Annotated in this window: 5 protein-coding genes; all 5 read right to left on the reverse strand. The window is 33.3% G+C overall.

The genetic code is table 11. The features are described from left to right. Positions 1–5: 5 nt before the first annotated feature. The 5 genes from BAU16_RS08385 to BAU16_RS08405 all read right to left on the reverse strand — a co-directional run bounded on the left by BAU16_RS08385 (position 6) and on the right by BAU16_RS08405 (position 7,477). Entirely contained in the window at positions 6–2,066 is a 2,061-nt protein-coding gene (locus tag BAU16_RS08385) for a beta-galactosidase (RefSeq protein ID WP_161526929.1), read from the reverse strand. A gap of 106 nt (positions 2,067–2,172) precedes the next feature. Further along, a complete protein-coding gene (locus BAU16_RS08390; RefSeq protein WP_161526930.1) occupies positions 2,173–4,212 on the reverse strand; it encodes a glycosyl hydrolase 115 family protein in 2,040 nt (679 codons plus the stop codon). Positions 4,213–4,313: 101 nt separating this feature from the next. Then, on the reverse strand, positions 4,314–5,912 hold the full coding sequence (locus BAU16_RS08395; RefSeq protein WP_161526931.1) for a glycosyl hydrolase family 28 protein: 1,599 nt from the start codon (positions 5,910–5,912) through the stop codon (positions 4,314–4,316). Continuing rightward, the gene (locus BAU16_RS08400; protein ID WP_161526932.1) at positions 5,909–6,571 is read right to left on the reverse strand and encodes a hypothetical protein; all 663 of its coding nucleotides are present in this window, start codon (positions 6,569–6,571) and stop codon (positions 5,909–5,911) included. The genes BAU16_RS08395 and BAU16_RS08400 overlap by 4 nt, the downstream gene beginning before the upstream one ends. A gap of 12 nt (positions 6,572–6,583) precedes the next feature. After that, positions 6,584–7,477, reverse strand: a complete 894-nt coding sequence (locus BAU16_RS08405) for a carbohydrate ABC transporter permease (RefSeq protein WP_161526933.1) — start codon at positions 7,475–7,477, stop codon at positions 6,584–6,586. Positions 7,478–7,584 lie beyond the last annotated feature (107 nt).

The following is a 7,584-nucleotide window of genomic DNA, read 5'->3' on the forward strand; positions in this document are numbered from 1 at the left end:
TTACCTTAGTATATTTCATCAATAATTTTTTTAGTAACTTCCACGATATCTACTTGATTAAGTTGAACAATGTCTGGTGTAACTTCACAATCATAATAAACTGATTCTGTGGGAGCAAAAATTTTCAAAACTAGATTTTTTGGGTAATTGAACCTTTTCAACGACACTCTCCATTCTCCATCGATCAGAAACTGATCATTGAGCAATCTATTACCACACCATAATTCACATCTATCTCCCGAATATTGAATTTTTAAAAATAGATTTGTATTTTTTTTATCTGTATACGAAACATTTAGTGAATATGCATGATAGGTACTCGTTTTTTCAATCAGCTTGTTACTTACATTGCTGGTAACCTGTTCTGCTTTAAACGTATGGCTTTTTTCAGGAAAATAGGTGACTAGCTTTTCACTATTTTCATACTCACAATAAATTTTTTGTGAATCATTCCAAATACTAGCTTTACTGCTAAAAATTTTTTCATCAATAACTTTTAGTCCAATTGTTTTTTCTTTTGGTATTACCAGATAAGAAACATCTTCACCAAAAAACTCTACTACTACTTTTTCAGGATTTTCATGAGTAAAAATCAATTGATTATTGATGACCCCTACTAACTCAGCATTACTACTTTGTATAATCGTGCCCATTATTGGCAAATGATAAGGTAAAATTAACATCTGATTAGATGGACAATCAAACACCGGAAAAATTATTTCCTCGTTAGGTAATTGTAGCGTTATTTCAACATTTTTAACGGTATCACGTTTTTGTTGGCGTTGATAATTACTGATAAAAACAAAGCCACCGTTTATTTTAAAGTTATGTCTCACACTAATTCGTAGCCGTTTATCTGCCGGATCATTAACAGGATCTTCTGGGAAAAATGTTTCTGCCGATGCCAAAATATTTTCAAACTCTTTAATGAAAAAGTGAAGATTTCGAAGTAAGAAATAGCTTTTCCTAAATTCTCCAAATTCGCTCAGAGGAGCTTGAAAATCATAAGATTTAATAGGTAAATCATTGGGATAACCAGTTTCTTTAGATTCTTGTAAGGTGGTTTTTTTTCCATCTGGATTTGTGCCACCATGATACATATAGTATCCTAGTAAGTTGGCACCTGATGCGAATTTAGCAAAAGCTTGACCATAAATATCATCTCCTGTTACCAATGGCCGTCTATGATGCGTAACTTGAAGTCCTCCACCTAACTCAGCAGTACTAAATGGATATTCCTCAAAATTTATGACTTTGGCTATTTGACCTGTTCCGTGGTCACTTGCAATATTAGGATCATCACGATCTGGTTGTATCAGGAAATTTTCATTCAACTCTAGTTGGTCTGTCGTTTGCGCCCATGGAGCCTCTACATAACCACCAAACACGGGGATCATCTCCTTGAGACAGATAGCTCCTCCCCAACCAGTTCCAGTATAAAATGGTACATCATATCCAATTTCTTTTAGGAGATTAAATAACAAGGTTAAATGCTCGTAGCCTTCTTTCTGATTACTTCCTCCAACATGCCCATATTCATTCTCAATCTGAATTCCTATTATTGGTCCCCCATCTTTGAAAAAAAGACCTTTACATTGTTGATATACCTTTTCAAAGAACAGAGATACCGGCTTCACATAATCCGGATCATTGGTACGAAGTGCCTTCGTTTTAGCCAGTAACCAATCGGGAAATCCACCATTTCTTACCTCTCCATGAACCCATGGACCAACTCTTAGAAAGAAATATAATCCAACTTGCTGACATAGTTCGATAAAATATTTTAAATCTTTATCTCCAGAAAATTCCCATTCACCTTCTACCTCTTCATGATGTATCCAAATCACGTAGCTTGCAACAATTTCAATTCCACCGGATTTCATCTTGTAAAGTTCATCCAGCCATTCCTCTTTGGGATATCTAGAAAAATGGAATTCTCCCATGATAGGTACCCAAGGTTGTCCATTTTTAATAAAATATCTGGAATTTGCGCTCAAATTACCATCTTTTAATAATGGTTGGACTTTTTTCTCTTCGCTAGGAATGTTAATTTTATATTGATTCATTTAAAAACTCCTTCACATCACTTTTGTCTTTTTACTAGGATATTTAGTATCATCTTTTATTTAATAACCTTAACCTAGCTATTTTTCTTTTAGAAAGGTTCAAAGCTCAAGAAAACCTCTCTTCATTCTCTCTTATTTTTCTAGCAATTTTATTATCGTCCATCGCTTTTCTAGTATTTGATAGTAACATTACCCGAGACTCTGTAGAATCCATCACAAATTTACGTTCCCAGTTATCTTCATCAGATCCATCACCGATAATTCGCAAATAGTTTAAAAGAGTTCGAATCATCTCCTCGGTCAAAGTAATATTGGTATACCCATCATTATCATAGAAATCAAACCATTTATCTGATGGGTTCTCTTTAATCAAATTACATAAATTTTGAATTTCTTGTTGAGAAGTAAAAATTAGTAAGAACGATGCAACTAAGTCATCTTTTTTATAGATGGAATATGCATCTATAATCCTAATCAAAGCACTCAAACCTCTAGCTTGGATTTCAATTGCAATTCTTATATCGTTAAAAAAGAATTCTTGGGCTTCTTTATCAGCTGAAAGCATTAGGTACATTTTTTGCGCGTGATTGAGTAGTGATTGCCAGCAATCAATTTTTGAGTAGACTAAATCATGAATTTTATCCAGTTGCTCATCGATGGTTCTCTCTTTGACCAACCAACTACTTTGTTCTATTTCAGATGAATTTTTTAGCCAGGCTCTAATTATTTTTCTTATTAAATAAAATGAAAATTCGTCCCCAGCCTTCTGATCCTCATGGGGACCATATTGTATAATTGCTTCAAAATATTTTCTGTATATCTCTTCAATTTCTTCCTGATATTGTTGGTAGTGACTTTGAACATGTTCAGAAATTATCTCTTCTATGCTTCTTGATTGATAATTGGACTTCCAAAACCTAGCGATTTCATTCAAAAAGAGAATGTGTGGTTTGATATTTCCTACATTCACTATTACTAATTCATCCATCTTTACATTTCTAACTTTCATCAATTCATTTGAAACGAACCCTGGACTATTAGGAAGAGGTGTCAAAAAATTGGCCGCTTGCAGATCATGAAATGCTACATGATAATAAATTCCTCGTGAACATGTTTTTTCATTTGGAGCCGTTAAAACAGCTTCTCTAGGATCATGAGATCCTTGTCTGCGAGAAACCATTCTACCGTAACCATTGTCCGCCCAAATTTCAATTACATCCTGGGGAAAATCTAATAAACCTAAATTATATAATTCTGTTAACTCCCCATATACATTAATAGAACAAACAGCATTTGGATTCGATTGATGGACCATTTCATATTGTAAGTTTATGATTTGATTAATGATATCTGCTTTCTCTTGATCTGACCAATTTCTTTCTGGATCCTCTGCCCAAAAAGGACAATCCCCCTGACCTCTAAAGCCTAAATTATAAATTACATTTGAGTCCTTCTGTTCCTCAATACTAGTTCTCCACAAGTCATGGAACAGTTCAGGATAATCTTCGTAAGATGCTTTCAGATTTGGATAGACCCTCGCAAACATTTCAGCACCAAGTGGTTCTGCATGATGATGAGTATAAATTAGTCCCATATTCTGTGCAGCTTTCCGATTATGACTACTATTCTTATCCGTTCCAGGAATAATCATATTCCCGCCTAATCTCAACAAGGTTTCATATATTCTTTCCCAAACATATTCATTGGAGTTTCGATCTTCCCAGCTACTGACTAGCAATTCGTCATTAATAAACCACCCACGATATTTAGTGCGATATTTGGGTAATTTCAAATCAAAATTATTCCATATAATCTGTTGTTTTTTCTTAGGAATGTGATCGGTAAAATACCAAAAGTCTTGAATACCTAAAATAGTCCGGGATATTTCTAATGCACCGTACATTAACCCAAGAGGTGTAGACGATACTATTTGAATACAATTTTCAGAAATTGTCTTTATAAAAAAATCTTCTGTCTTAGTCAGCATATCTGATAGCACCAGTTCAACATTATTATCAGGACCATTTCCGACAACAGTTCTCAATATATCTCTTTGTAGAATTTTACTAGCATTATTCACTGTTCTATCTTGGATATATTTTGATATGATGGTTGTATTTTTAGATATCACAAAATTCATTCTCATTTTTCATCCTTTTTTAATTTATATTCTTATTTTTATAGTTAAAACCTAAAAACTCCTGCGAAAAGTCAGTCAATTTGAATCAACTTTCTGCAGGAGTTCTATCAAGATTCCCAATCTAAATGTAAGTTACGTGTAGTACTTGCCTCATTAATAATTCGAGGACGACTTCCATCCTGCAATTTAACATTAGTTAATTTAATATCTTCAGCATTTTTCATTTCAATTGTCACTAGATTCTCATTCTTTCCAGTAATAATTACATGATCTAATACAACATTTTTAATTGCAGATTGTCTAAATCCATCATTAAATCCACTGATTTTAACAGACATTTCTGAATTCAGAATAAAACAATTTGTCAGATATATGTTTTCAAAAATAGGCAAAGTTGGAGCTTTATGACCATCAATATTGTAATCTACACTATGAATATTTATCCCATCAATTGAACAATCACAAAGTCTAACATTACGAATATATCCGCCACGATCATTGTGTGCCTTTATATCTAAACCATAATTTGTATTCTTAATTAAACAATTTTCTATTAAGATATTTTCAACACCACCTGACATCTCACTTCCAATTGCTACTCCATTTCCACCCAACATTTCTAAATCAAAGATCCAAACATTTTCGGTAGGAATTCCAATGTCATTTCCTTCTGGATTTTTTCCGGATTTAATAGCAATACAATCATCACTTGTATCAAATTTTGTGTCAAAAATCATTAGATTTCGAGATGAATCTGGATCCCATCCATCTCCATTATCTACTCCATAAGATTTTATAGAAATACCATTGGTTGTGACTGTGTCACAATAAATCATATGAATTGTCCAACTGGGAGAATTTTCAATACTAACACCAGTAATATGAACATTCTCACACTGAATAAAGCTTACTAATCGTCCACGAACTCTTCTTCCTGGACGTCCATCTGAGAGATATTTAGCATATTTCACCGGATCTGAATATATTTTTCTCATCGATGTTCCTAATTGATTTCCACCACCAATTATTCTACCGTTACCACTAATACGTATATTTTTGCATGTTTTTTTATGGCGATCTTCAGGATCTAACCACCCCGCATTAATTAAGCTTCGATAACAGTATAATTCCCAACCTTCGTATCTTGATAAAATTAAGCCATCCTCATTCGAATAGCCCATATATTTCTCTCTATCTGAAGTAATAATATAGTCTTCAGGATTGAGACTACCTTTCAAGATACCATTTATTTCAAACGTCATGTCACTTTTCAACTCGAGTGCCCCAGATAATAAAGTAGCCTTCTCGGGAATCAGCACAACACCTGATATAGGACAATCATCGATTGCTTGTTGTATAGCTAGTGTACTATCGGTCTTTCCCGTATAGTCTGCAAAATATGGACTCTGAGTAACGTCAAGAACTTGTTTTGACGACAAAGTTGTTACCTTTACTATCTCCGAAGAAACAGATTGTCCATCAAAAGTTACAGCAATTATCTGAAACTCATAAGTTGTATTTTCTAATAAACCTTCTATTGTGAAGTGAGTTTTACTTTTGTTGCATGTTTTTATTTTTTTCCCATTTTGGTAAATTTCATAATTTTTGATTGTGGTTGTATCTTCCAAAAATTTCCATACCAAAACTAATGAACAATTTGTCAAAGTTGCTGGTGCCATCATTAAGTCTAAAACTTTAAATATCATGTTGTCCTCTCTTTATTGACCACTTTTCCAAGAGTATTGGTTAGGAGGCGCTTATTCACTAAAAGCAATAAACTACCTGTTAGCAATAAATTTAAATATGGAAAAATGTAGTATATTCCTAAGAAAAGTATCGCTACTAAAAAAATTACCATTGTTCTTGGTACATATCTCAAACTCAGATACCCAGAAACTTTAAGTGTTTGCTTCCAATCCTGCCATTTTTTAGAAAGAAGTAAAAAATGGAAAATACTCGTGCTAACGAACATCAAACTAAAGATCAGAAAGGGTACTACATAGAAAAATCCTGGTTTAGATAGCACAATAAAAAGCTCGGCAATCAAAATACCAAAGATTAAGTTGCTTATTACTCCAACCTTTATACCCGAGTAGAATGTTTGTTTCCACACTTTTAAATAATCACGAAATGTAATCTCATTAATATCAATAGTAAAGAAAGTCATAATTCCCGGATACAGAATAACCCCAACAAACAAATAGATAAATAGTGTCTCTGTTGTAAACTTTAGAAAGATATTCAGAAAAATCCAAGGAATTAATGTAACATTGAGAAAAAAATTGGCTTTGATAACACTATAGGTTGATTCCGTTATATTATGGATAAACTTTTTACCGAAAATATCTTGAAAAAAATTTAACATACTATTTCCTTCCTATCCTTTAATTCCACCTGCGGAAATACCATCAACAAATTGCTTGGAGGCACAGAAAAACAGAATGATTGAAGGGAGTAAACTGATTACAGACATTGCAATAACTTGATTCCATTCAATCGCACTCGAAGCATCCATTGACATTTTCAACGCAATCGCAATTGGAAATTTGTCAACACTTGAAATGTAAATAAGTGGACTCAAGAAATCGTTCATTGCCCACATGAATTGGAAAAGTGCAATAGTTATAACTGAAGGCCGCAAAATTGGTAATAAGATTTTAGTAAAAATCTGGAATGAGTTACAGCCGTCAATAGTCGCTGCTTCGTCAAATTCTTTTGGTATCCCACGTAAGAACTGAATTAGCATAAACACAAAGAACGGTTCTTGTGCGAATAGTGAAGGAGCAATCATCGGCACATAGCTATCAAGAAAATTCAACTGTTTCCAAAACATATAGAGTGGAATTCGTGTAACGACACCTGGTAAAAATAATGTCGAAATTAACAGACTAAACAAAATTTTTTTAAATGGAAAATCAAAGCGGGCAAAACCATATGCAACAATCGGACAAGTAATTACAGTCAATAAAACTTTAGGAATTACTATTTTAAACGTGTTCATAAAATACGTTGTAAAGGTATACTCGGTACCAGTCTGCCATCCTTTAATATACGATGAAAAATCTAGACTGTTAGGAATAAAATTAATTGAAGTAAAAATTTCAGCATTTGTTTTAAACGAAGCACCCACAAGCCAAAGTATGGGATATAGCATTAGAAATGCCACTGAGATAAGCAAGACATAGCGAATTATCGCATTGAATCGGTGTTTCCTTCTAATCTTTATAGAAAGATCATTTTTTTGGGGAGATGTCGCAGCTCTAGATTCCATCGTTATTTCCCACCTTCATCAGAATAATAGACCCACTTATTAGATGTTTTAAACAATACTAACGTGAAAAACATAATAATAATAAACTAAAACTTGAAACATAGAAA

The organism is Enterococcus sp. JM9B (assembly GCF_009933265.1).
Taxonomy (GTDB): domain Bacteria; phylum Bacillota; class Bacilli; order Lactobacillales; family Enterococcaceae; genus Enterococcus_C; species Enterococcus_C songbeiensis.